Here is a 24,014-nt window from a genome sequence, read left to right on the forward strand (position 1 = left end):
AGATTTGGAAAAGTTGCGGTTTCTCAAAAAAATTATTTTCTTTTTTTGTTTTCCGGTACAATCCCAATAGAAGATACATATGTATGTTCTACTAACTATTGTTAATCATGGGTTGCCACGGAAAATAGTATACCATAGTCGTTTTCTAAACGTCATTATGCAATATTTACTAAGTATCATTAACACTAGTGCCATTTATTTAAACATTCCTACAAAATTTGAGTATAAAGGGGCGAAAAGACCTGATTACTCACATTCACCGTAGGCTGTTTATATGGCAACTCCCCTTCTGAGCTTCAGCTCTTAAAGCTACAACCTAAAAACCTTCGCTTATAGGTTCGATCAAACATGTCCTTTCTTGGTTCGCCTCCTGGTTCATTGCTTTGATGATTCGTAAGCTGATGGCTACTACTTACCTCACCACTCGGAGATCCGCCCTATAGATAGCATCATGATGAACGCAACAAAAAAGCGCCGTTGCCGGCGCTTGCTTCTATTACAGTAGGGTCTAACGAATCTTCATAGATAACTGGATCAATTCCTGACGCTTTTCAGGACTTGAGTTTACATTGTCGTACATTGCATCAATAGCTGCGCGATTCTCGCGGTAGCTCTTTTCATGCTTAATTGTAGTATGAGACCATTCGATCAGAGCGTTCTCAGCAACGACAAGCTCATTGTAAGAATCATGGAATCCTGTAGCTTGCACAAGTTCCTCCATAACCTCCTGTGTAATCTCCTGTAGTGCCCGCTTAGCCGCAATTTCCTTTTCTAACACTTTTGCTCTATTCTCAAACATATTCTTGGCTTTCATGTAATCCAACTGTGCTTTTGCTAAAATCGGTTTCATGGTTGGCTTTCACCTTTCAGAAAATAATATTTTCTACGTTATTGTATCGTAAATCTAAGAAGAATACAAAATATATGTCTTTGGTAATTGCTCTCATTACATTAAAACACCGGTCTGCGAATATTTTTTCGCAGGCCGGTGAACATTTTTTTGCTTTAGTTAAAGTTCTTCGGGAAGATGCTTGTACTCTTTTGCAAGAGCGCAACTGTAATCTTTCCAGCCTCCGCTCTAGTCAATTTACCCTTTGGATTAAAGTTATATACGGGTTTCTTCTGTCCTGTAACCGTCACGGCGCTTCCTTCCATAATCTTAGCCTTAGATACAGCCTCAATTGCAGGGCGTGAATAGAAATCCATACTGCTGGTGTCCACAAATGATTTACTTAGGTTTGCCAAGAGCTTATTGTCATTCAAAGACATCTTCAGCTTCAGTGCCCTAGCGATCATTACTGCCGCTTGTTCACGTGTTAAGGCTTGGTCAGGCCCAAAGAAGCCGTCACTTAGTCCTGTAACAATACCGGCCCTAGCGGCAGTCTCGATATGCTTGAAATCCCAAGTGGCTGAAACCGCTTGTGGCACAATATCGAAGAATGTTTGCTTATTAGCATCATAGTTCAAAGGAATACTCAATGATTTCACCAGCAATGTGGCGAATTCACCACGTGTTGTTAAATCATCTGCACCGAATGCATCTGCACGAAGATTCGTCATGAATCCTTTAGAGTACAGCCCATTCATAATATTCCTACCCCATGGGTGATTCGTAATATCAACAAATCCACGACGCAGTTTCATAACCGTATAATAACCAAACTCATCAAACGGAACGGTAATGGTATGTTTCTTAGTATCGACTATACCACCTACGTTTTCCCATTTTCCTGAATCAGTATACCGGAATACTGTAATTGTTGATCCCACTTCATCTACGATGCTGGAGTTAAACGTAAGTGTCAACTCCCCGCGTTGAGAAGGTACGATTTTTCGAGTCTGACTGTACTGTGTAAAATAACCTGTCTTTCCGCTACCATCTACAAAATGCGGAGTAACCCCATTGGTCTCAACATTAACTCCGTCTTCTCCTAGACCACCACTAAGCCAGTAGATATCGGATACTCTAGAAAAGTTATTCGTGGAGACGGTTGATGTGAAACGCAGCGCAAGATCCTGAGGGATTACAAGTTGACCTCCCCCGCCTTCTGTTCTGTCATCGCTACCAGTGACGTTAATAATATTTCCGTAGTCATTCTTACGTTCAACTACCCCATCAGCGGGATCCGCAATACCAAACAGGAGTTTTGTATTCGGATAATATTTTGCAGCACCAGAACTCGTAAATCCCTTCATAATTGTGCCTTTAGGGAAATTCAATTCCAGAGTCTTATTGAAAACACTGTATTTCGTAGCTACCTTCTCTGCCATGTACTGCGTATCAATTTGTACCGCACTAGCATAGTAGACATCTATTGTATCGTTTATTGTAGAGTTAGAACGGACGATTTGTATCTTAATTGGCGTAGATTTGTCTGCCTTCAAACCTACATAGTCATAGGTAAAACGATCTGAATTTAGAATATCCGTACGTTTTTTAGCTTCATCTTTTCCAATTATGACTTTTGTTGCCCCTTCAGCTTCAATATCAAAACGAACAAAGTTTTTATTAACAACGATTTGTTTCCCTACGGTTGGTACAGGCGAGAGAAGACGATATGGGGCTAGCTCTCTTACTACCTCAAGACGTTGAGTAGTTCTTGCTCCTGTTTTGTTAATTAACTCAAGGGTATAAACTTGGCTTCCTGGAGTATCAAACTTGATATCACGCAAACGTAAAATAAAGTTTTTAGCGCTACCGATGTACTCATAGTACAAGCCATCTGCAGCCAACTCATCAGGGTAACGTTTTGGACCAATAGGTTCCTGTTCTGTATCTATGAGTAGTCTATCTTGACCTGTCGAAGAAAAAACCAATGTAGAACCTTGATACAGATTCAAGGTCGTAGCACCACTACCTTGTAGCACCAAATCAAATTTATCTTTGCTTGTTGTATACTTTTCATCCTTGTATACAATTTCTGCTGGCAAGGCCAGAATAGCGTTACGCTCAACTTCATTAGAAAGTGTTGTTCTTGTAAAAGGTAAGCGATTCTCTCCCAAAGAAGGGTGGAATTGTTTCACACCAGAAATATTAGTATCAATGATATAGAGTTTTAGTTCCTTTTTGATAATCCGTTGATTGCCTGCATTATCAATGGAGACTCCTGTAAATACAATTTTGTTCTCACCATACACAAGGGGTCCTGTCTGACTAATTTTCAATGTGAAATTGAAAGTTGTCTTGTTTACGGTTGAATTTTTTTCTACCTCAAGCTTAAATGGTTTATCTGTTAACGAATTACTATCAATACCATTAATTTGCACTTGTGCGCCTGCGATATTTTCGAATCCAATATATTCGCCGACTACCGTTAAATTATTTACGGCACTTGAATCGAATTCATAAGTTTGTCCATCCTGCAGGTTGCTTACGTAAATATAGTTCTTAGATACATATGAAATATCTGCATTATAATAAGACTCCGAGCCTGTATATCGGAACTGTACTTTCTGTTGCCCATTCGAGAACCCGGTTATTTTATATACGTATTCGTTTGCACCAAGATTTGAAACAGTAACAGCGGTTATACTTAACGGCTTATTACTTAAAGGTAAATAGTTAGCAGTTAAAACAGCCGAAGTTGATTTATTGGTTTTCGCCATAACATAGAAGGTATCTGTCTCCACCTGTTGTCCATTTAAAGGCAGTTTAGAGATATTGGTAAGATCTCCAGAACCGGTATACCCGGAGAGAAAGTACATGTCTGTTATGACAGTCTCATCTTTTAAGAATTTATAAGAGTAGATATGAGAACTACTGTGAGTGCCATAATCCAAACTCAGCTTAAAGTCATTTACACCAGGAAGAATTTCCAGATTTGTATCAGTTGTAAATTTAACCAACTTATACGTTGGGGTAACGCCATCAGGGCCAGGAATGGTTAATTCCTCTCCCACGCTTTTTATCGTAACCACTTTCTCAGAACCAGTACCTTTATTAAGAGTCAGCACGGCACTTGTTTGGAATGGAGCTACGTTATAAGGTACCAATACCTGTCCTGTAAACCCTGCAACACTAGGATTGAGATCAGCAGTTAATGTAGGTACTTTATCATTTAGAATATTATAATCAACTGAATTATGATTAATATTCAAAGAAGCAAACGGCTGATCCTTATCAAAGAAATAAACAGATCTGTCTATGGTTATAGAATCCGAAGCATTTTGAATTACAATTTTAAGAGTGCTTAAACCCGGATTCAAATTCAAAGCAGGTGTAAAAAACGTCCCATCTTCCAATAAGGAGGTCTGTAATGCAGTCCCGCCATTCACGGAGACACTAACCTTCGTTGCATTGGCTACTTTACCTTGAAGAGTAACTGTAGATACCGGCACAACAACCTGTGTTCCTTCGTTTAAATTAAGCGCAGAAGGTCCACCCAATACTTTTAATTCTGTTACATAAGGCACTTGATCATATAGCACATAGAAGGATTCTGAACGTTGAAGATTACCTTGCATACCAGAGAAAGTAATCTTATTAAAGCCTGTATACAAAACAAGACCAGACGCTACAAAGCGATTGTCCGGACTATTGTTATCTGTTGTAACTGTTCCTGTAGTCAAGCGAGTCGAATCCGTTACCCATTTTTTGCTTGAGCTATCCTGAGTAAGCTGCTCAACAGTAACCTTCATTGTTGATGAAGTTACCTGTGAGTAAGTTCCTGTAATTGAAAAGGTAGGATTGCTTATTTTGTAAACACTAGAACGACTAATTAGCCCCTCTGGATTTGGAGTTGCTGTTGTTGGCACCACATCTTGCTTCAACAAAACGGTATTACGTAATGTGAGATCATCCGGACTGAAGAAAGTCGTAGAGCTCGTGGTAGCCGCTGCCGCTATCGGCGTGTATTTACCTGGGAACATAGAAACGATCAAAGCCGCCAGCATCAGCCAAACGAACGGTCTCTTAAAGCGTTGCATGTGTTATATCTCTCCTTTGAGTATAAGTTCTCGTAAACCTTCACTTTGTTCTTTATCGGTCATAAGTAGTGATATTTTTAGGGAAAATAACAAAAAACTCATCCGAAATCGAATGAGTTTTGTTAGATATAGAAAATTTTAGAATAATTGCTTAGTCGCTTAGGACTTAGAGCCTCTTTCCGGATCAGCCTTCATACGCATTCTTAGAAAGAAATCAATCAGCGGACGTTTAGTCTTGCCGATCAAACCTGTGATTTCGGCACCAATCTGCAGGAAGAATAGCATGATGCAGATGACCACGAACGTAACCCAGTTCGCTTCATATAGAGCTGCTGATGATTGAATGACAGCTAGGATACCGAAAAATGCAGCAATACCATAAATAATAAGTACAGTCTGACGGTGGCTGAAGCCAAGCTCGCGAAGACAGTGATGCAAATGCCCTTTATCTGGCGCGAAGATTGGTTTCTTCTGCAGCTTACGTCGCACGATCGCAAAGAACGTGTCCGACAAAGGTACACCGATAATAAGCAAAGGTGTAATAAATGAAACTACAGCAATCTGTTTAAATCCTAGCAAGGCTAGTAAAGCTAAGCAAAAGCCTAAGAAAAGCGAACCCGTATCTCCCATGAAAATCTTAGCGGGATGGAAGTTAAAGAACAGGAATCCAATAATGCTACCCAGAAGCAACAGACACAACATTGCAACCATGGTGTTTCCCATTACGAAAGCCATTGCCGCAATCGTAGCAATAGCAATTCCTGATACACCAGCCGCAAGCCCGTCCAGCCCGTCAATCAGATTAACGGCATTGGTAACACCGACAATCCAGAAAATCGTAAGCGGGATAGCAATCCAGCTCTCCAGTGAGGAATACGTATTGTTAAATGGAATATTCACAAAATCTACAGTAATACCAAAGCCGAAAACAACGATACATGCTGCGATAATTTGGCCCAGTAGCTTCACTTTTGCTGATAATTCAAATCGGTCATCAAGTGCCCCGATAAGTACAATCAGTCCGCCGCCACACAGCAGCGCTTTAATGAAGTTGACCTCCCGCGGAGTGAACTCGTATGGAATAATCGGCAATACGGCAAGCAGGCCTAACACAAACGCTAGAAAAATAGCTAATCCGCCAAGGCGGGGCATTATTTTCGTGTGCACTTTACGAGCATTCGGCACATCTGTTGCACCAATCTTAATGGCGAATTTCTTCACCAAAGGTGTGAGGCCAAGTGCGAGTCCCATGCATACGATAAATCCAGCGATGTATATGATTAACATTTGATCAGTCGACCCCCATTTCTCTACCGCATTGAATTATACGCTGTTACAAAAACAAATTCCAATCCTTTATTTAGGCTATTTATCTGATTTTCTAGGTGAATATCGGCATTTTACTAGACTTTTGTTACTTTATCTTTCTCACGCACCACTTTTAATGCGAATTTCGGCAGTGCAAGCATTCGTTTGTACCGAGTAGGCTCTTTTAGGAGGCGGTACAACCATTCTATTCTCATTTTTTGGAAGGCTTTTGGTGCCCTTTTACTCTTTCCAGAAATCACGTCAAAGCTGCCGCCGACCCCCATCATGATAGGAACACCCAGTTTGGATTTATATTTAGCAATCCATGGTTCCTGACTATCCGCACCTCTGGCAACAAATAGTAAGTCAGGATTAACCTTAACAATTCCAGCAACAATTTCTTCATCTGCTTCCGGACCAAAATATCCGTCGTGATATCCTGCAATAATAACACCCGGATATTGCAATTGTAACCTTTCAGCGGTTTCCCGAATCACTTCAGGCGTAGAACCAAGGAGATATACCTTCCAACTATATCTTTCACCCTGTCGCATCAATTCATGTAACAGATCATAACCTGCTACCCGTTCTGATACCGGCTCATTACAATAATTAGCAGCCCAAACAACGCCCGTCCCATCGGGGACAACCAATTCAGCCGATTTCATAATATCCATATAAGCTGGATCTTCCAGTGCAGCCATAACCATAATCGGATTTGCTGTAATCACTTGATGCGGGATACGGGTATGAACAGCCTCCGTCAAATAGGCAACTGTTGCTGCCATATCAACTTTCGAGACTCTAATCCCAAAAATAGGAACTGTAGGTACCGCGCTTTCTGCTTTCACTTTAGATCATCCTTTATGGTGAAAATATTCTACAATTTGCCGAGCTGGTGCCCCTGCTTCTTGAATCAACTTGGAAATGACATCTTTCCGTTCTGTTTTCCATTCCTGACCTGTGTTCAAAAGATGGACAATCTCGGCAGCAACATGTTCAGCATCAAGTGCGTTTGTTGCTCCAACAGGATGGCACTGGATTCTTTCCAGAAAATGATCGATCTTCGGATCATAAGAAATACCTATCAGTGGAACACGTCTTCCAGCCGCGTATATCAAGCTATGAAGTCGCATACCGATCAGAACATCGCATTCTCCCACTTCCCGTAGCATCTGTTGTGGGTGAATAGCATCCTCACAAATACTGACCTGCCCACCATGTTCGGTTATACTTCCCTTCAGCTTATCCATCAGATAACGTGAAGCCTCATTGTCCGATGGGGTGTGAAAAGGGAGGAATCGCAAATGTAACGGAACCTCACGGTTGGCCTTAATCAAGCCTTGTGCAAGAGCCTCCAGTTCTCTGCGGTCTTGCTCCCAAAAACGTACCGATATCCCAATCACCGGAAGTGAATCAGATAATTCTAAAGATCGTGTAGCAACATCCGTGTCCTCTGGCAAAGACAAGCCCATTACCGGATCGGGAACAACTTCTACGTTCTTCTGCTCTAGTCCCATAGATAGGAGAAGTTCGCGGGATTGTTCATCCCGCACAGATATATAGTTACATTTAAGAAACACGGATTTGATTAACGGGTGAAAAAGTTTGCGATTCACAGGTCCGATACCTTGAGCATAGATAAAAGTTGGTCTACCCATCCACTGCGCAAGCTTAATAATACCTAAATAGTAAGGAATACTCTTACTGCCTGTTACATCCTGCAGCAAGCTGCCCCCGCCACTGATCAGACCAGCGCTCTCATAAATAGCTTGGCGGACTTCAACAAGCTTCATCCGGTGTACGGATTTCACTCCATATGTGGCGCTTGTCCACTCAGGATCAATGGATAGCACGATAGGCTCAATGGATATACCCAAAGCTTGAGACTGTTTCTGCAGTGCAATTAGTATAGACTGCAATACCGCCTCATCTCCACTGTTACGAAAACCATAGTAACCAGAGATAACTATCTTTTTAGGAGTGGCGACCATCGTTTCCAACACCCTTCTGCAATCTGCCATACGATTACGGCAATTATACCAATGATCAGTCCGAGACCAAGACCGAGCAATCCGCGAACCAGCGAGATCAGAACAGGTGAATGAATATGTGCAAAGGTATCCACCATGGAGAGCTGACCGATTACGGCAATAATCATAATAAATGCTGCACTCCGGTATCTAAAGGCTAGGAATGCACCCAAAATTAAGAGTGGGTGAGCCAGTAAAAATTCTTTGTTACGTGGCCGGACACCGACCGTATTCTCTAGGAATGTACGGAAGGCCATTTCTAAAGGTGTTACGTTGCCACCATTTCCAGTTCGGCTCAAATAATACATCCCCACTACCCCAAGAACCGCAGCGGCAATAACCCAAGCCAGTGTAATAGGTGTCCGAAGCAGCTTGCCTGTTTTGTTGAAAACAAACTCTCCACGGTATAAAAGTACATATAGTGCCACAAGGCCGATAGGTGCCATGTGCAGTAGACTAACACCACGGAACTGGTCCAGCACTAAACTGTAGGTTATGTTGTTGAGCAGTGCGATCACGAATGGCACAGCACTCAAAGAAATTAATGAGGTCTTCAGATAAAGCACCAGGCTATGTGTGAACCGACGTTGCGGGCTCATAGCCTTATAGGTAAGGTTATTGCCCCGTAAAGGAGGCCCCATTTCATTGACCTTACGAATGGCAAGTACAACCGCAAGAGTTGGTGCACTTATCGCGGCCGCTAGCGCCAGTGCCTGCTCAAACAGCTCTGGTTTCAATACCAGCAGGCCTGCACTTCCCAGTAATCCTAGCACCCATGCTGGGATCGTAAGCCAAGGAATAAAGTAAGAAATCAGCAGCGCCACTAACGAGACTGCGCCAACTACTGCAACTAGCTTGAAGTAACGCTGATAAGACGAATCTACAACCTCAAAAGCCGTAGCTTGTCCTAACTTAAACCCATTGTCTTTGATCTGCTCAACGGCACCACCAGGATCACTAAGACTCGTGACAAGGTTGTCCAGCGTATCTGTTATCTGTGCCTTAGCTGTATTCCGTGAAGGAATCGTATTTAAATAAATCATGCGGATATTACGATCCTTTGTTGCCAAAGCGAAACGATCCGAGATCACTTTTGGATCTAAGGCAGAATCACCTTCACTAAGGGAATATAACCGTGTTACGTTATAGTCCAGCAAATAAGCAAGCTTGTTAAAGCCCTTCTGCTGTTTCTTAATATTTTCAATCGCTGCAATTCCGATTCCACGTTCTTTAAGGAGGTTTGCAAAGTCAGTGATACTGCCAGTATCGGCATCATCATTAAACCCTTTAACGGACTCTCCTTCGAATAGGATTCGTTTTACACCCAATTCTTCATAACGATCCAACAGCTTCTCAACCGTTGCTTTATTATAAGTCAAAGAATCCACAAGACGCGGTACAATGGTGAACCCTTTGTCATGCAGCATCTCCAGTGTAAATGGATCTGGCTGAAGTGGCTTCAGTGTAGCATCTTCTATTGGAGTCTCAATAATAAGACCTTGTTGTCCGCGGAAACTCCATTCCTTTGAAGTAATCCCAAGATTACCGAATGCCTCTTTAATAACAGGCGCCAGAGCCTGGTAGTAATCAGGATTAGTAAAAAGAACATAAGTATAATTCTCATTCTCCGGAATGATTGTATCCGTAAGATTAGCGATATCAGCCGCACCCCACATCATTAGACGACGCGCCTTACGATAATCTTCCAGCGTGCTTTCGTAAATCGCCATGCTCTGAACACCAGCATCTTTTAGGCGATCTAATTGTTCAGAAATATAATTCTGCGGATTTGCACGATAGCTGGCGACTTCAACTAAATCACGATAATCAAATACAAATTCCACTGTCTTGGAAGACTTCTCCGTCTGCAGACGGTCATAGACAACAGGCAGGGCAGCTAAAACGCCAACCACAACTATAATCCACAGCCACTTTCGGGAAGAAATATTCCAACGTTGCCATTTTTGCTGCACCAAAAGTACCTCCTCTTTCACTTTAAAACTCTTTTTACAAAAGTAGAAACGGATCGTCATCCTTTTAGAGACGGTACCCGTTTCTATGCAAGCTCAAACGCCTTCGGCGTCCTTCCAAGGACGGTAAGCGTTTATGCGAGAAATATAAGATATAAAGTATGGCGTGAAACTTATACTTTCTTATATTTTAAAAATATAATTTCACAATATAGAATGCGCTCTATATTCTTATTTTATTGTTCCCCGTCAACACGGGCCATAACCTGTTTGGATAGTGTAGCTACCTTGTCTTTAGCATTCTGCAAGGATTCACCCACAACCGCAAAATAAACTTTAATCTTTGGTTCGGTACCGGAAGGACGCAAGCAGAACCATGAACCGTCAGCGAGCAAATATTTCAATACATTTTCCTTCGGCAGACCATTCAAGCCTAGTGAATAATCCAGCACCTCTGTAACGGCAGATCCGGCAATTTCTTGTGGTGCATTCGTACGCCAATCATTCATAATACCTTGAATTTGCGCAACGCCATCCTTGCCCTTTAAGGTACGGGACTCCAGGCTTTCCAAGAAGTATCCGAACTGCTCATACAATTCCTGAAGAACATCATATAGTGTTTTGCCTTGAGCTTTGTAATAAGCACCTGCTTCAGCGATCAACATAGCCGCAAGAACGGCGTCCTTATCACGAGCATAGTTACCTGCAAGATAACCATAGCTTTCTTCATAACCGAAAAGATATGTGTAATCTCCGGATTGTTCGAATTGAGTCATTTTTTCGCCAATATATTTGAAGCCCGTTAGCGTATTAAATACAGTTGCACCATAATGAGAAGCTACAGCAGCCCCCATCTCGCTCGTCACGATAGTCTTCACAACTGCACCATTGCTAGGCAACTTACCTTGTTCCTGTAAACGGCTCAAATAATAATGAATCATCAGAGCTCCAGATTGATTGCCCGACAAAACAACAAATTTACCTTCATTGTCGCGAACCACTGCCCCCATACGGTCTGCATCGGGATCCGTACCAATTAAGAGATCCGCATTCAACTCTTCACCCAGCTTCATAGCTAGTGTAAATGCTTCGCGCTCCTCTGGGTTCGGCGATTTCACAGTAGAAAATTCGGAATCTGGTTGCTCTTGCTCAGGTACTACATGCACCTGTGTGAACCCAATTTTCTCAAGCACACGACGAACTGGCAGATTACCAGTACCATGTAGCGGGGTGTATACGATTTTGAAGTCTTTACCAAGCGTAGAGGCAATCTCTTCACTTGCAAGACTAACCGCAGCGACAGTATCGGTAAACGCTTCGTCATCCTTCTCACCAAGCCAGTGCAGCAAACCTTGGCGCTCCGCTTCTTCTTGGGAAATCCGTTTCACACCATCAAAAGTGTCAACCCCTAATATGTAAGAAATGACCTTTTCGGCTTCGTCAGGAACAAGCTGTCCCCCTTCAGAATTATAAACTTTATACCCGTTATATTCTGGCGGATTATGACTTGCAGTAATAACAATACCACCCGTTGCCTTCAAATGACGTACGCTGAACGAGAGTTGCGGTGTTGAACGCAGAGAAGTGAATAAATGAGCCTCAATGCCATTAGCAGCCAATACTAGAGCAGCCTCAAGCGTAAATTCTGGCGAGAATCGACGGGAGTCATGAGCGATAACAACAGAAGGTCTTCCCTCTCCAGTATGCTTTTCCAGAATATAATTAGCGAAACCTTGTGTAGCTCTGCCTACCGTATAACGATTGATACGATTACTACCCGCACCAATTACACCGCGTAGACCACCTGTACCAAATTCTAGATCTCTATAAAATCGTTCCTCAAGCTCCTGTGGTTCGTTCTCCAGCGCACGCAGCTCCGCCTTCGTAGACTCATCGACAGAGGCGTTCTCCAGCCAGCGAGATAAGGTTTCTGCCGCTTTTGGGCTTAATTGAGTCATTTAGAATCTCTCCTTCTCCATGTATAATATATTTTTGCTAATTAATATTAGCTCAGAGCAAACATAATTTCCCCAGAGGCAACAACTTTTCCATCAACCGATGCAGTAGCTTGTCCTTTTCCAATACTGCCCTTAAGGCGGGTAATCTCCACTTCAAGAGTGAGCGTATCTCCCGGTACAACTTGACCACGGAAACGGAATCCATCCAGCCCAGCTAAAAATCCAATTCGGCCGCGATTCGCTTCTACCCCCAGAATAGCAACAGCACCAACTTGGGCAAGCGCTTCTGTAATCAATACACCCGGCATTACCGGATAACCTGGAAAATGACCTGCGAAGAAAGGTTCATTGATCGTTACATTTTTGATGCCTACAGCTCGTTTACCCATTTCAATCTCTGTGATTTTGTCCACCAGCAGAAATGGAGGCCGATGGGGGATGATTTCTTGAATTTGGTTAATATCCAGCATTATAACAAAACTCCTTTCGGATGTTACTTCATTTATTCTTCGCCGAACTGCATAAATTTAGGCAGCTTCGGTAAAAACTATAACTATCCTTCACCACCTGCAGAAGTGGAGGTTAAGATAAGGGGCTTTCTCCACCGGATGCGACAGCATGGCGGAGAGGGCCCTTTTTGCTGCCCGTGGCCCCCCACCATTATACATTTATCCGTATAAAAAAGAAAACTCCCTTATACAACAAGGGAGTCATTATCCTCTTTAATTATGGAGCAAAAACCAAATCATATACATGTCTCCATGTGCTCCATTGTAGAACATCGCTAAACTCTTTTTTGCCAAGGACGACGTAACCGACGACCAGCCCGCCTCCAAGTGCAGCTACGAGAAGCAAAGGAATAAGAATCCACTGGATGAGTGTCCATTTTGATAATCCTCGCTGCTTCGTCTCTTTCTTGTCTTCGGGTTTGTCTTCCGACTTCACCTTTTTCTTACGTTCCATTCCTTCACCTCTACCCGCGCATGTTATTGGCCAGACCTAGCATCTGATCACTGGAAGAAAGCGCCCGAGCTGCGAGTTGATACGTACGTTGAATCTGCATCATTTCTGTCATTTCTGTGGTCATGTCGACATTCGACTGCTCCAGCCACCCTGAGCGCACTCCAATTCCAGATGCCTCACCTGCCGCTCTTTGAACAAAAGCCTGCTGTGCTGTTACTCCATCGGCAAGCATATAGAAATTTCCGTCCACTGCCTTTAAAGCATTCTGTGTCTTAGGTTCTACAATCATTATAGTACCCGCTACCTGAACAGGTCCATTCTCAGTCTGTTTCGTTAATACACGACCAGATTCATCGATAGCCGCATTCACGCCCACAGGAACCGTTAAAGGATTACCTGCTGTATTCAGTACCGGATTCCCCGTATTATCTACAAGGACCATCTTCGTTGCATCGGTGGTGTCCGGAGTAAAGTGAAAGTCACCTTGTCGTGTATAAGCTGTAGTTCCATTGACCTGAACTCCAAAAAGCCCATTACCTTGAATCGCCAAATCGGTTGGATTACCGGTTTCTTTAAGAGGTCCTTCTTCCCAATTGGTCGTAATCGAAGGCACATAAGTCCCAAAACCGATATTAAAACCCAGCGGTGTAGCGCGGCCCGGCTGATCATAGTCATCTGATTGCTGCTGTACACGAGTCAGCACATCCTCAAAGGAGCCTTGCTTGCGCTTATAGCCATTTGTATCCATATTGGCTAGATTATCCGCTATAATATCAAGCCGCTTCTGAAGGCTGGACATGGAGACTGCTGCACTAATCGTTGAGTTGTTCATAGATCAAACCTCCTATAAGCTTTACCTGTAAAGCTCAGTTCATAAGTAGTGCCTATACCCTGCCGACTTCAGTTACAGCCTTTTGCAAGCTGCTATCATAATATTGAACGATCTTTTGGTTTGCTTCATAAGCCCGGTATGCAGCATTCAAATCTACAGTAACCTGGGTAGGGTCAACATTAGAGCCCTCTAAGTATCCTTGACGCACCTGCAAGTTATCAGTTGCATTGGAGTAACGAATGTCCGCCGCCGCTATATCAACAGCGTGAAACACACCTTTACCATCACGCACAAGCTCCTGCGGCTTTGTAACTACACTCACACCAATTTTGGTCCCTGTCGGAAGTCCTGTTTCTGGATTTAGTACATTCCCCTGCCCGTCCACTTTAAGGGTGTCCTGATTTCCTGTCAAGACAAGAGGCTTGCCAGTGGAATCAAGAACCTTGAAACCTCCACTGCTCAAAACTTCTCCCGTAGCTGCATTTACTGAGAAACTTCCATTTCGGGTAAATAAGTTATTGCCTTCAGCATCCTGTACTGTAAAGAAAGCCTGTGGACGGTAAATAACCTCACCATCAGGGCTTACATATTTCCCCGAACCATCAAAAGATATATTCTGACCCGTCACAGGGTCCGTGACTTGCAAATCCGTAGATAAAGCAAAATCCATAGACTTGCCGCTCTCTCTTAAATCACCCTGTAAGTATTGGGATATCGACTGTTCTGCAAAAACCCCCGTGTTAAGGCGCCCAACCGGCGTGGTATTGCCATTACCCATAGCCGAGATCAAGACATCCGGAAAAGCATGATTAACACTATCAACCTGCTTATATCCCGTTGTATTTAAGTTAGCAATGTTCTGTGTTGCCGTATCGTGTCTACGTTGCTGCGCAACCATACCTGCAGCGGCCGTATATAATCCTCTTATCATGAAGGTAGTCTCCTTCCGAATCTAATGCTACCTTTTATATCGGCTGCTTAGAACTTTTTCTTAACGACCTTGTCCAAATTGTCCAGCATAATCCCTGTTCCCTTTACTACACAATGCATAGGGTCTTCCGCAACCCAGACAGGTACATGTAATTCTTCTGAGAGCAGCTCGTCCAATCCGTTAAGCAAAGCACCTCCACCAGTAAGAACAACACCCCGGTCAATGATGTCCGCAGACAATTCTGGTGGTGTACGCTCCAGTACCGATTTAGCTGCAGCCACAATAGAAGAAACCGGGTCCCACAATGCTTCCTTTACCTCACCAGCCGTAATAGTGAGCGTCTGGGGAAGTCCACTTACCATGTCCCGGCCGCGAATATCCATTTCGGACTTCATCAAACCAGGTCGAACCGTACCAATAGTAACCTTAATATCCTCTGCTGTCCGTTCACCGATCAACAATTTATACTTTTGTTTAATATATCTTAAAATGGCCTCGTCGAACTTGTCTCCAGCGACTTTAATCGAAGAAGCGGTAACGACGTCGCCCATAGAAAGTACGGCTACATCCGTCGTTCCGCCACCGATATCGACGACCATATTTCCACTTGGTTGATAAATGTCCATTCCCGCTCCAATCGCAGCGGCCTTTGGCTCTTCTTCCATAAACACTTCCTTAGCCCCGCTACGTTCTGCCGCTTCCCTTATGGACTTCTGTTCCACAGATGTAATATTTGTAGGGGCGCATATCAGAATGCGAGGCCGTGAGTACCAGGTACGACCGCCAACACGGTCAATAAAATACTTCAGCATCATTTCCGTGATTTCAAAATCCGCAATGACACCATCCCGTAAAGGACGGATAGTTGTTATATTTCCAGGTGTACGTCCAACCATGCGACGTGCCTGTTCTCCCACCGCAAGGACTCTCTTCGTATCACTTTCAAGTGTGACCACGGAAGGTTCATCCAGAACGACTCCCCTTCCCTTAACATGTATGAGCACATTGGCCGTGCCGAGGTCGATTCCGATATCCTTGCTAAACATAATGAAAGAGCCCCCAAAGTGTTATTTTAATTGAAAAAACAGCAGTTAGTACTAAATTTAAAAATAACATACTTTAGGGGAAGTACACAATGTTTTAAAGCTGAATATTTCCTTAAATTTCCGAAAATCTCATGGCTTTGATGCTACAGCAACCTCACGTTTTTTCCCCGTCGTTTTTTTATATTTAATTTTTGTGGCTTCTCCCCCCCGAAGATGTCGGATGGATTTGTGATATTCAAGAATGTGCTTCACCTGATCAGCCAGATCAGGGTTGATCTCTGGCAGACGCTCAGTCAAGTCTTTGTGCACCGTGCTCTTTGAAACGCCAAATTCCTTGGCTATGGTCCGGACCGTATGCCTGGTTTCCACGATGCAGCGTCCGATTTTGATCGTACGTTCCTTGATGTAATCGTGCACGCTCCCGCCTCCCAACTGTGGATAGTTTGGTACATTATATGAGGGGCGGGCTTATATATTCGCGCTTTCAAGACATGACAAGCCTGGGAGGGCTCATTTTATTTAATGGACAACCTAAGAAGCCTTGTTATTCGCAAGCCGGAACGTTATTAGTCCTTTAGAACATGCAGCCGTTTCTCGCAGAAAATAAGGCTCTTTATAAGCATGCAGCTTAAGAAGAGCCTTGTTCACAAAAAAATAGGGGGCTTTCGCCCCCCGCTATAGCTATTCTTATCGCCCTGGCAATAACTCAGATGGATTAACTACGCTACCATCCTTATACACTTCAAAGTGTACATGATTACCGAGGTCCTTCTCGAGTTCACTGCGACCTGCTGTTGCAAGAGTATCCCCTTGTTTCACAACATCGCCTTTTTTAACTTTCGTGTCGCCAAGACTTTGGTACACGGTCTTCATGTTACCTTGATGAGTAATCTCAATTACCTTACCTAATACCGCAACATCTTCCACTCTAGTTACTTCACCGCTAAGCGCTGCTTTAACGTCGAATGTGTTGTTGTCTTCACGGGCAAGATCAATACCGACATTAGGAATAAATTTGTCGTTATACTGCACCATGGCGGCAACGTGATTGTCCTCTGTACCATTCTCATCATAGTACGGCTTGACCACTTCTACTTCCCCTGGATTGGCTACTGGCCAAGCCAAGCTTTCCGCTGAAGCAAGAACTTCAAGGGCATCTGGATTACTGTTAGCAGTACCAGCTTCGTTAGTCGAAGCTCCTACTTGCTGTGTTGTGGCGGCGGTGTCCAGCGGCTTTTGGCCGGCATCCTGATAGACCCACACCAAGGTTAGTATAATTGCCGCTGCCGCCGTGTAGACTGCTGGGAACACCCAACGTTTAGATAACATCTTGCTCCATGAAGAAGGTTTAGCACCTGAATCTCCCTGCGATTTTTTGAGAGATTCATCATGGTTTGTTTTGTTTTTGTCTTGTTCATTCATATGGTTATCACCTCAGTAACCAGTGTTACCGGGCTTCTATCTTTTATACGTATCTTTCAAGTTATTTTTTCAGAAGAGTTGAGATTTGCGTAAAAGAGATACCACTGTAATAGTGTTTGAGAATTTGAGTAGCCGTTCCGCCTTCCTTTGCCATTCCATTTGCTCCCCACTGACTCATTCCCACACCATGCCCATTTCCGAAGGTAGTTATAAAGATTTTGTTCCCTTTTCGACCCCAACTGAATTGGCTGGAACGTAACCCTAGCTTCTCTCTTACTTCTCTTCCAGTAAAAATAGTACCGCCGATAGAGATTTCTTTAACCCGATGTCCAGTGGTAAGAGACAACACTTCTACCGGCAATTCAGAAGAAGTAGATATCTTCTTAGTTGGGACTGAATGGGTCATTTCTTTGGAAGCAGGGATTACGCTGTCGTTTAACCCAAGTCTAGTAAGTATTTCCGAAATGGTGAAGGTCGTTGTCACCGCATAGTTTGGCGTAATCTCCTTCTCCCAAGGACTCGTCACACTGCGCAGATAGGGAATTGCCGCATTCCAGTATTCTTCCGAGTTCTCTGTATATCCTCCACTGGAGGCGAAAAAGGAGGCCGTAATCGGCTGCCCTTTATAGGTCATAATGACACCGCGCGTCTCAAGGACCGCGCGCTGAAGCTTAGCGAGATCGGCGCTTCTTCCGCCGAGCTTCCACTCCCGTTCCAGCGTGTCCTTAGATACGTAAGCCTGATGGCTTACCGTATCGGTTACATCCGCCCCCGGAACGGGGACGCCGCTCCTGTCGCCAGCCAGCAGGCGGCGAAGGATAAAGGTGCGGGCCGCTACGGCCTGCGCTTTGAGCGCTTCAAGCTCAAAGCTGGCCGGCATCTCGGCCGCAAGCACGCCGCTGACGTAGTCCTCCAGCGGCAATGTCTCTATTTGTCCGCTACGCGACAAATAGACGGAGACCTTCGGCTGCGGCGCTTCCTGCGCAGCCGCCTCCGGCCCTGCGGGTGCGGCCGGTGCGGCCGTAACCGCCGGCAGAGCCGGAGGCGTCGGTTGTCCCCGGTGCAGCGGGACAACCACCAGTGGAATCAGCAGCGCCGCCAGGATAGGCGCTGCGAACCAGGCGACGGGACCAAGTCGCCTGAGCCGGGGACCAAGGGGACGCGAGTGCCAGCGCGTTGACTTGTTACGTCGCAAGTAGTGGAAATCTTTCATCTCTATGGCTCCTTCCGTGAGTCACTGTTGATTCTTATAGATATGAATTTTCAGCAACTACTAGAACAACATTTGAGAGAAAGAGAGTAGCATTCTCGTATCTACCACTATGCCCCGTGTTTGAGAAATACAAACGAAAAAAATCCCCATTAGATGAGGATTTAGAGATACATTCTTAACAATAAAAAAGACCAGGCCGCATCACTGCAGCCTGATCTCACCTAATGACTGATATTATACCCAAGTTGCTTGAACCTGAAAGCGAGGTTTAACTTCTTCGCTTTTATTCGATTCACTCTTGGCAACTTCTGGTTTAAGAGTTTCATCCTTCACTGTTTGTACAGCTGTGTCTTCCATGGAAATACGCCAAATTTCCGCACCTAGTCCAGACAGCTTCTCAGCCAAATGTACGTATCCACGGTCAATATGATGAGTTCCACTTACCTCAGTAGTACCTTCAGCAACCAGACCTGCCAAAATAAGCGCAGCTCCCGCACGTAGATCCGTAGCACATACTTTGGCTCCGACCAATTGTGCATTACCTGTAACGATTGCTGAGCGACCTTCGATCTTAATCTCAGCATTCATGTTATGGAATTCGTCCACATGCATGAATCGGTTCTCGAATACAGTTTCCGTAACGACACTAGTACCTTCAGAGCGCAGCAATAATGCCATCATTTGTGACTGCATATCCGTTGGAAAGCCTGGATACGGCAAAGTCTTCAAATCAACAGCTTTAAGAGGTTTGTCACTAATTACACGAACCCCGTTCTCATCAGGAATAATGGTTACGCCCATCTCTTCCATTTTAGCAATGACAGGTCCCAAGTGATCAGCGATTGCGCCTTCCACATATACATCGCCACCTGTAATTGCTGCAGCAGCCATATAAGTGCCGGCTTCAATACGGTCAGGAATCACATGATGCTTAACGCCATGCAGACGTTCAACACCTTCAATACGGATAACACCTGTTCCTGCACCGCGCACGATTCCACCCATGCCGTTCAAATAGTTGGCTAGGTCTACAATTTCAGGTTCTTTGGCCGCATTCTCAATCACGGTCACACCTTCGGCTAGTGTTGCTGCCATCATTATATTTTCGGTCGCACCCACGCTAGCTACATCCAAATACACTTTGGCTCCGCGCAGGCGGCCGTTACTTTTCGCTTCAATGTAGCCCTGGCCGAGACTAATCTCCGCACCAAGCGCTTCAAATCCTTTCAAATGTTGATCTATCGGTCGTGTGCCAATGGCGCAGCCGCCAGGCAAAGAAATTCTTGTCTGACCAAGCCGAGATAACAGAGGTCCCATGACTAAAAAAGACGCCCGCATTTTTCGTACCCATTCATAAGGTGCTTCACAGGAAGTGATGTTTGTAGCATCCACCTGGATAATATCGTTTTGATATGTAACCCCTGCACCCAAAGATTCCAGCATTTTTGAGATCGTCATTACATCATCAAGCGGAGGTGCGTCCACAATGACGCTTACTCCTTCTTCTGCCAATAGAGAGGCGGCTATGATCGGTAATACGGAATTTTTTGCGCCGCTAACTTTCACGCTCCCGGTCAATCTGTTGCCACCGCGGACGATAAATTTGCTCATTTTCGGTTTCCCTCCGCGTCCATTATTTCTTAAATTATTTTTTAGATTAAAAGTAATTGCAAAAAAATTCGCATACTCCATCAATATGCCCTTTTAGCCGGGCATGTTCCTTAAAGTTCAGTGTTGACATAATAAAACCTTATTATTCGACACTTTTTGACCACTGCGACCTATGACACTTATAACCAAACTCCATATTCCTAAAACATATAGCGGATCATCCCACTCCAGCTAAGGTAATCCAGAAAGAATCCTGCAACTAAACGACCAAGTACAATGGCCAGAAGCAAGTGCAGCAGCCTTCCCTGAGGACTCTTGGGATATCTTATGACCAAATCCAGCTTAAGGTTCTGCAATGCCCACCAAGATAATACAACACTGAGCAAAGAAACAATCATTGAGATCATGCTGCTGGTTCCAGCTGCACTAGACCATCCATTGGACAATATATCCCCCATGCTAACCCTCCGTGTTCGTATTACTCGGAAATCGACTCTTATATCATACTTGTGCAGGGCAAAAGAATCCAGTACTTTTACAAATTTTTAAACAATTCAATGCCAATATCCAAGAAAATGAAGAAATCTTAACCTTAAATATATAGATTACTATAATAAAAAAAGCAGTCAAGCTTAGAGCTTGACCGCTAATAACCTACTGTTGTCCTTTACCAGTGGACACTTTAATCCGTGTAACAGCGCGTTGCAGCGCCAACTCCGCACGGCGGTGATCGATATCATCTTGTTTGCTACGAGTCTGGAGACGGCGTTGAGCCCGTTCTCTAGCGGCTTCGGCGCGCTCAACATCAATATCTGTTGGCAGCTCGGCACTTTCGGCCAGCACTGTTACCTTGTCCTTATGCACTTCAACGAACCCGCCATGAACGGCGATGGAAATCGTAACACCGTCCGATTTGACGGATAACGGAGCAACCTGAAGTGGAGTCACAAGCGGAATGTGTCCAGGCAAAATACCCAACTCGCCTTCGACTCCCCGTACTGTCAAGCTATTCACTTGTTTAGAATAGACGAGATGCTCCGGCGTGACAATTTCCAACAAAAAGGTATTCACTTCCATTCCTCCTTAAAGCTTTACGAAGTAAAGCTCTCATCGAAAGCATACACTTAGCTTTACAAAGTAAAGCTCGCTTCGAAAGCATTTCACTTAGCTCAGTGTTACATCGATTTCGCTTTTTCAACCGCTTCTTCGATTGTACCTACGAAAAGGAACGCTGCTTCTGGAAGATCATCATGCTTACCATCCAGAATCTCCTTAAAGCTACGTACAGTTTCTTTGATTGGCACGTATTTACCCTTGAAGCCGGTAAACTGTTCAGCTACGTGGAAAGGCTGCGACAGGAACCGCTCAACTTTACGAGCACGGGCTACGATAACCTTATCATCCTCACTCAATTCATCCATACCCAAGATGGCAATGATGTCCTGAAGTTCGGTATAACGTTGCAGCAATTGTTTAACACCTTGTGCCACATTATAGTGCTCTTCACCAACAATTTCCGGAGCTAGCAAACGCGAGCTGGAAGCCAGTGGATCAACCGCTGGGAAAATCCCCTTCTCGGAAATCTTACGCTCAAGGTTAGTTGTTGCATCCAAGTGAGCAAACGCCGTTGCCGGAGCAGGGTCAGTGTAGTCATCCGCTGGTACGTAGATGGCTTGAATGGAAGTAACGGAGCCTTTTTTGGTAGAAGTGATACGCTCTTGCAACTGACCCATTTCAGTAGCCAGGGTTGGTTGGTAACCTACCGCGGACGGCATACGTCCGAGAAGAGCGGATACTTCGGAACCCGCTTGGGTAAAGCGGAATATATTATCGATAAAGAGCAGCGTATCGCGGCCTTCTACATCACGGAAATATTCCGCCATAGTAAGACCGGTCAAAGCTACGCGCAGACGCGCGCCTGGGGGCTCATTCATTTGTCCGAACACCATTGCTGTTTTCTTAATAACGCCGGAGTCCGTCATTTCGTGATAAAGGTCATTACCTTCACGAGTACGTTCACCCACACCCGCGAATACGGAAATACCGCCGTGTTCTTGGGCAATGTTATTAATCAATTCTTGAATCGTAACCGTTTTACCTACACCGGCACCGCCGAACAGACCAACTTTACCGCCTTTAGCGTAAGGTGCGAGCAAGTCGATAACTTTAATACCCGTTTCCAAAATTTCGGCTTGTGTTGACAATTCATCAAATGTCGGAGCCAAACGGTGAATCGGGTTCTTTATTTCGGAAACAACTTCACCAGCGTTATCAATTGGATTTCCAAGTACGTTAAATACCCGGCCTAATGTCGCTTCCCCTACAGGAACCGAAATAGGACCACCTTGGTCAATTGCATCCAGTCCACGAACCAGACCATCTGTAGAAGACATCGCGATACAACGTACCAAATTGTCTCCCAAGTGATTGGAAACCTCAAGTGTTAGGTTAATCTGGCGACCATTGTCCAAGACGGTTTCAATTTTGATAGCGTTGAATATCTCGGGCAACTGGCCGCGTTCAAATTCAATATCGACAACCGGACCCATAATGCTTACAACGCGTCCTTTGTTCATCTTCATTTCCCTCCTCGAAAGCTGTTACGTCAAGAAGAAACGACGTTGTCGTCATATAAAGATGACAACCGTTTCTCGTAGAAATATAAGCATTTTGTATAGTGAAAAACCTATACTTTCTTATATTTTAAGAAGAACTGCAGTGCCGTTCTTAAGGAGCCATACTCCAGAAGCGGGCGATACTCTGTATCGCTCCATGCGGCACTGTTTCTCGTAAAATACAAGGCAAGTCAAGCACAGTGCTTAACTGTTCTTGTATTTTTAAGACTGAGCGTTCGCTCCGGCCACGATCTCGGTAATTTCCTGCGTAATTGCCGCCTGACGGGCACGGTTGTACGTAAGGGTAAGTTCTCCGATCATTTTCGACGCGTTCTTTGTTGCACTGCCCATCGCTGTCATTTTCGCACCCAGCTCACTGGCCTTGCCATCCAGAATTGCGCTATAAATTAAAGTTTCAGCGTATTTCGGAAGTAGCACTTCGAGTACGCCTTCTGGTGAAGGTTCATATTCGTAATTTGCAGTCGCTTCATGATGCTCATGATTTCCTACGCCTTCCATAGGCAACAATCGATCAACAGTTGGAATCTGGGTAATCGCATTGACGAATTGGTTATAACAAACGTACAGCTCATCATACGTACCATCTACAAACTGTTGTACTGCCGAATTAGCGATAGACTTGATGTCAGCAAACTTCGGCGCATCCGATAGCTCAGTAACCTCCTGTACAATCGGATATTCACGGCGGCGTAAGAAGTCACGGCCTTTACGACCGATAACGAACAAGGCGTACTCATCTTTGGATTTATGGCGTTCCGCGATGAGCATCGTCACCTTACGTAAAATATTAGCGTTGTATCCACCCGCAAGCCCTCTATCAGAGGTCACGATAAGATAACCAGTTTTTTTCACAGGCCGACTGACCAGCATAGGATGCTGAACGCCTTCTGTACCGGCAGCAATGCTCGATACAACCTCTTTCAGCTTCTCTGCATAAGGACGGGCGGCAATCGCCTTCTCCTGAGCTTTTCTCAGCTTGGAGGCAGCTACCATTTCCATCGCTTTTGTGATCTGTCTTGTGTTTTGAACACTCTTAATTTGACGTTTAATATCACGCATGCTTCTTGCCATGATTTCACCACCTTAGAGCTTTGACGGAGTCAAAGCTAACTTCGTAAGCATCTTCTTAGCTTTGACGAATTCAAAGCTAACTTTATAAGTAATA

Annotated in this window: 20 protein-coding genes; all 20 read right to left on the reverse strand. The window is 44.4% G+C overall.

What is annotated here, in order from left to right:
- Positions 1-508 precede the first annotated feature (508 nt).
- Entirely contained in the window at positions 509-850 is a 342-nt protein-coding gene (locus ACN6MV_RS29205) for a hypothetical protein (RefSeq protein WP_042131350.1), read from the reverse strand.
- 155 nt (positions 851-1,005) lie between these two features.
- Positions 1,006-4,926 carry an S-layer homology domain-containing protein gene (locus tag ACN6MV_RS29210; protein WP_042131351.1) on the reverse strand — a complete coding sequence of 1,307 codons (3,921 nt, stop codon included), beginning with the start codon at positions 4,924-4,926 and terminating at the stop codon, positions 1,006-1,008.
- 159 nt (positions 4,927-5,085) lie between these two features.
- The gene (locus ACN6MV_RS29215; protein ID WP_042131352.1) at positions 5,086-6,213 is read right to left on the reverse strand and encodes a glycosyltransferase family 4 protein; all 1,128 of its coding nucleotides are present in this window, start codon (positions 6,211-6,213) and stop codon (positions 5,086-5,088) included.
- Positions 6,214-6,329: 116 nt separating this feature from the next.
- Entirely contained in the window at positions 6,330-7,085 is a 756-nt protein-coding gene (locus tag ACN6MV_RS29220; RefSeq protein WP_042131353.1) for a WecB/TagA/CpsF family glycosyltransferase, read from the reverse strand.
- A 6-nt stretch (positions 7,086-7,091) separates the two neighbouring features.
- A complete protein-coding gene (gene csaB / locus ACN6MV_RS29225) occupies positions 7,092-8,228 on the reverse strand; it encodes a polysaccharide pyruvyl transferase CsaB (protein ID WP_419885366.1) in 1,137 nt (378 codons plus the stop codon).
- Positions 8,204-10,240 carry a DUF5693 family protein gene (locus ACN6MV_RS29230; RefSeq protein WP_076119046.1) on the reverse strand — a complete coding sequence of 679 codons (2,037 nt, stop codon included), beginning with the start codon at positions 10,238-10,240 and terminating at the stop codon, positions 8,204-8,206. The genes csaB and ACN6MV_RS29230 overlap by 25 nt, the downstream gene beginning before the upstream one ends.
- A gap of 233 nt (positions 10,241-10,473) precedes the next feature.
- A complete protein-coding gene (locus ACN6MV_RS29235; protein ID WP_042131356.1) occupies positions 10,474-12,195 on the reverse strand; it encodes a phospho-sugar mutase in 1,722 nt (573 codons plus the stop codon).
- A 47-nt stretch (positions 12,196-12,242) separates the two neighbouring features.
- On the reverse strand, positions 12,243-12,665 hold the full coding sequence (gene fabZ, locus ACN6MV_RS29240; protein ID WP_042131357.1) for a 3-hydroxyacyl-ACP dehydratase FabZ: 423 nt from the start codon (positions 12,663-12,665) through the stop codon (positions 12,243-12,245).
- A gap of 256 nt (positions 12,666-12,921) precedes the next feature.
- Complete coding sequence (locus tag ACN6MV_RS29245; RefSeq protein WP_042131358.1) at positions 12,922-13,158, reverse strand: DNA-directed RNA polymerase subunit beta; 237 nt, start codon at positions 13,156-13,158, stop codon at positions 12,922-12,924.
- A gap of 10 nt (positions 13,159-13,168) precedes the next feature.
- Complete coding sequence (locus ACN6MV_RS29250; protein WP_076119040.1) at positions 13,169-13,990, reverse strand: flagellar hook-basal body protein; 822 nt, start codon at positions 13,988-13,990, stop codon at positions 13,169-13,171.
- Between the two features lie 52 nt (positions 13,991-14,042).
- A complete protein-coding gene (locus ACN6MV_RS29255) occupies positions 14,043-14,921 on the reverse strand; it encodes a flagellar hook-basal body protein (protein ID WP_419885367.1) in 879 nt (292 codons plus the stop codon).
- 47 nt (positions 14,922-14,968) lie between these two features.
- The gene (locus ACN6MV_RS29260; RefSeq protein WP_042131361.1) at positions 14,969-15,967 is read right to left on the reverse strand and encodes a rod shape-determining protein; all 999 of its coding nucleotides are present in this window, start codon (positions 15,965-15,967) and stop codon (positions 14,969-14,971) included.
- A gap of 129 nt (positions 15,968-16,096) precedes the next feature.
- Complete coding sequence (gene spoIIID, locus ACN6MV_RS29265; protein WP_019915029.1) at positions 16,097-16,384, reverse strand: sporulation transcriptional regulator SpoIIID; 288 nt, start codon at positions 16,382-16,384, stop codon at positions 16,097-16,099.
- 270 nt (positions 16,385-16,654) lie between these two features.
- Entirely contained in the window at positions 16,655-17,389 is a 735-nt protein-coding gene (locus ACN6MV_RS29270) for a peptidoglycan DD-metalloendopeptidase family protein (protein ID WP_419885368.1), read from the reverse strand.
- 61 nt (positions 17,390-17,450) lie between these two features.
- Positions 17,451-18,602 carry a stage II sporulation protein D gene (spoIID, locus tag ACN6MV_RS29275; protein ID WP_375104216.1) on the reverse strand — a complete coding sequence of 384 codons (1,152 nt, stop codon included), beginning with the start codon at positions 18,600-18,602 and terminating at the stop codon, positions 17,451-17,453.
- Positions 18,603-18,836: 234 nt separating this feature from the next.
- On the reverse strand, positions 18,837-20,213 hold the full coding sequence (murA, locus tag ACN6MV_RS29280) for a UDP-N-acetylglucosamine 1-carboxyvinyltransferase (RefSeq protein ID WP_076119185.1): 1,377 nt from the start codon (positions 20,211-20,213) through the stop codon (positions 18,837-18,839).
- A 200-nt stretch (positions 20,214-20,413) separates the two neighbouring features.
- On the reverse strand, positions 20,414-20,671 hold the full coding sequence (locus ACN6MV_RS29285) for a DUF1146 family protein (RefSeq protein WP_042131364.1): 258 nt from the start codon (positions 20,669-20,671) through the stop codon (positions 20,414-20,416).
- A gap of 196 nt (positions 20,672-20,867) precedes the next feature.
- The gene (locus ACN6MV_RS29290) at positions 20,868-21,284 is read right to left on the reverse strand and encodes a F0F1 ATP synthase subunit epsilon (protein ID WP_042131365.1); all 417 of its coding nucleotides are present in this window, start codon (positions 21,282-21,284) and stop codon (positions 20,868-20,870) included.
- Positions 21,285-21,388: 104 nt separating this feature from the next.
- Entirely contained in the window at positions 21,389-22,789 is a 1,401-nt protein-coding gene (atpD, locus tag ACN6MV_RS29295; RefSeq protein ID WP_042131367.1) for a F0F1 ATP synthase subunit beta, read from the reverse strand.
- Between the two features lie 261 nt (positions 22,790-23,050).
- Positions 23,051-23,920: an ATP synthase F1 subunit gamma gene (gene atpG, locus ACN6MV_RS29300; RefSeq protein ID WP_042131368.1), complete on the reverse strand. Its 870-nt coding sequence runs from the start codon at positions 23,918-23,920 to the stop codon at positions 23,051-23,053.
- Between the last annotated feature and the right edge of the window lie 94 nt (positions 23,921-24,014).

It is taken from the genome of Paenibacillus sp. B-A-8, assembly GCF_048572915.1.
Taxonomy (GTDB): domain Bacteria; phylum Bacillota; class Bacilli; order Paenibacillales; family Paenibacillaceae; genus Paenibacillus_AQ.

Coding starts and splice junctions, on each gene's coding strand:
- ACN6MV_RS29205 (WP_042131350.1), bottom strand. CDS start 850: ATGAAACCGATTTTAGCAAAAGCACAGTTGGATTACATGAAAGCCAAG.
- ACN6MV_RS29210 (WP_042131351.1), bottom strand. CDS start 4,926: ATGCAACGCTTTAAGAGACCGTTCGTTTGGCTGATGCTGGCGGCTTTG.
- ACN6MV_RS29215 (WP_042131352.1), bottom strand. CDS start 6,213: ATGTTAATCATATACATCGCTGGATTTATCGTATGCATGGGACTCGCA.
- csaB (WP_419885366.1), bottom strand. CDS start 8,228: ATGGTCGCCACTCCTAAAAAGATAGTTATCTCTGGTTACTATGGTTTT.
- ACN6MV_RS29235 (WP_042131356.1), bottom strand. CDS start 12,195: ATGACTCAATTAAGCCCAAAAGCGGCAGAAACCTTATCTCGCTGGCTG.
- fabZ (WP_042131357.1), bottom strand. CDS start 12,665: ATGCTGGATATTAACCAAATTCAAGAAATCATCCCCCATCGGCCTCCA.
- ACN6MV_RS29245 (WP_042131358.1), bottom strand. CDS start 13,158: ATGGAACGTAAGAAAAAGGTGAAGTCGGAAGACAAACCCGAAGACAAG.
- ACN6MV_RS29250 (WP_076119040.1), bottom strand. CDS start 13,990: ATGAACAACTCAACGATTAGTGCAGCAGTCTCCATGTCCAGCCTTCAG.
- ACN6MV_RS29255 (WP_419885367.1), bottom strand. CDS start 14,921: ATGATAAGAGGATTATATACGGCCGCTGCAGGTATGGTTGCGCAGCAA.
- ACN6MV_RS29260 (WP_042131361.1), bottom strand. CDS start 15,967: ATGTTTAGCAAGGATATCGGAATCGACCTCGGCACGGCCAATGTGCTC.
- ACN6MV_RS29270 (WP_419885368.1), bottom strand. CDS start 17,389: ATGAATGAACAAGACAAAAACAAAACAAACCATGATGAATCTCTCAAA.
- spoIID (WP_375104216.1), bottom strand. CDS start 18,602: ATGAAAGATTTCCACTACTTGCGACGTAACAAGTCAACGCGCTGGCAC.
- murA (WP_076119185.1), bottom strand. CDS start 20,213: ATGAGCAAATTTATCGTCCGCGGTGGCAACAGATTGACCGGGAGCGTG.
- ACN6MV_RS29285 (WP_042131364.1), bottom strand. CDS start 20,671: ATGGGGGATATATTGTCCAATGGATGGTCTAGTGCAGCTGGAACCAGC.
- atpD (WP_042131367.1), bottom strand. CDS start 22,789: ATGAACAAAGGACGCGTTGTAAGCATTATGGGTCCGGTTGTCGATATT.
- atpG (WP_042131368.1), bottom strand. CDS start 23,920: ATGGCAAGAAGCATGCGTGATATTAAACGTCAAATTAAGAGTGTTCAA.